Annotated in this window: 2 protein-coding genes; both read left to right on the forward strand. The window is 69.4% G+C overall.

What is annotated here, in order from left to right; all coding sequences use genetic code 11:
* Positions 1-148 precede the first annotated feature (148 nt).
* Positions 149-358: a hypothetical protein gene (locus tag ACWC2T_RS45950; protein ID WP_450676234.1), complete on the forward strand. Its 210-nt coding sequence runs from the start codon at positions 149-151 to the stop codon at positions 356-358.
* Positions 359-860: 502 nt separating this feature from the next.
* Positions 861-1,655: a DUF1259 domain-containing protein gene (locus ACWC2T_RS45955; RefSeq protein ID WP_450676235.1), complete on the forward strand. Its 795-nt coding sequence runs from the start codon at positions 861-863 to the stop codon at positions 1,653-1,655.
* Positions 1,656-1,757 lie beyond the last annotated feature (102 nt).

The following is a 1,757-nucleotide window of genomic DNA, read 5'->3' on the forward strand; positions in this document are numbered from 1 at the left end:
TCCGACCCGAAAGCAGCGGGCGCCCAGCCACTTCCACGCCCTCTGCACCGCCACCAGCTGACCCTCACAAGATCGCCAACAGAGTCACGGCATTGCCCCTAGCCGCGGTTCGGTGCCTCACACCTGCTGCGAGAGGCGCCGGAAGCACATGAGCGCCGCGGCGATGCTGGGCGAGGGCAGGGAAGCGGCCGACCTTGTGTTCGCAGCGGTGGTGGAGGCGGCGGTAGCCGGCGAGTCCGGCCATGGTGCGTTCGATGGTCATGCGGTGGCGGCCCGTTCGCTGGGACTTGTCGATCCCTCTGCGGGCCATCCGGTGTCGGATGCCTCGCGCCGAAGCCATCGCCCCAGCTGGGCATAGCTGTTGCTCTCGTCGGCATGCAGCTCGGCCGGCCTTGCCGACGGGGCCTACTGCGGGACCGAACGTGTGGGGTGCCCTGCACGAGCGGCACACGTGCCTGGCCTTCGTGGGCGTTGGCCTTGGAGATTCCGACAGCCAAGGGCATTGGGGCCGGCGGCGCGTGCTGTGTACCGCCGACGCCCCCGGCGAGAGCGCAGAACGCCGTACTCCGATCCTACGACCAGGCGAAACTCGGTCGTGTCGCCCACAGGTGGGCGGCGAAAGCCGCTATCTCGGTCTGGTCCGAACAGTCAGCCGGAGAACAAGGGGACGGCGCATGAGGGCAGACTGCAGCACTCTTCAGACATCGCGGCGTGGCTTCCTCCTCACGGGGAGCGCACTGGCATCCGCCCTGGCCGAGCCCCCCGTGGCACAGGCTCTGACCCGCGCCCGGGCTACGCCCGGTGGCGTACCCGGGCCGCTGCAGCACCCCGTGGTGACGCGTCCGGAGGATTGGCAGGCCGTGGCCAAGGAGCTGGACGGGGCTGGGCATATGGGCGCGGACGGCGCCGTGTACCGTGCGACGTTTCCCCGGTACGACCTGAACCTGTCCTCGTATGGGGTCAGCGGCTTGGTGGAGGCGTCGTACGCTGCGTTCGCCCGCTACCCCGACGGCAGCACGATGCTGATGGGGGACGTGGTCGCCACCGAGGCCGAGCTGCAGAGGGTCACCGACGCCGTCCAGGGGCACGGCCTGGAACAGTCCGCCATCCACAAACATCTGCTCGCCCACCGGCCCACCCTGTGGTGGACGCATGTCCGGGGAGTCTCCACCGACCCGGTGGCCCTGGCCTTCGCCATGCGCGCCTGCCTGGACGCCACCGCCACCCCCGGACCCAGGGACCCCGACAGGACCCCTCCGGCCGGTCTCGACACCGCCGCGATCGACGCCGCGCTCGGCGCGAAGGGCGTGAGCGAGGACGGCTACCGCTTTTCCTTCGCCCGCAGGGAGACCATCAGTGACGACAGCCGCGTGGTGCCGCCCGCCATGGGTGTGACGACCTCCTTCACCTTCTACTCCGTGGGGAACGGCCGTGCCGCGGTGAGCGGGGACTTCGTCCTGACCGCCGACGAGGTACAGCGTGTCATCAAGGCCCTGCGACACGGCGGCATCAAGGTCGTCGAGCTGCACAACCACGCTCTCAGCGACAACCCCCGCCTCTTCTACCTCCACCTCTGGGCCGTCGGCCACGCCGTATCCCTGGCCCGCACCCTCGGGACAGCCAAGACGGCCACCAACCTCGCCGTCCAGTACTGAGCCTTTTCGTGCGCCCAGCAGAACAGGAGGTGACACCGTGACGTAGCGGTGTTCTTGCTGTTCGGAAGCTCGTCGTCGCCTGCCGGTGGAAGTCCGGTCCGG

It is taken from the genome of Streptomyces sp. NPDC001393 (assembly GCF_053597455.1).

Bases quoted from the DNA above. Each gene is read 5' to 3' on its own strand.
- ACWC2T_RS45950 (WP_450676234.1), top strand. From the start codon at position 149: ATGAGCGCCGCGGCGATGCTGGGCGAGGGCAGGGAAGCGGCCGACCTT.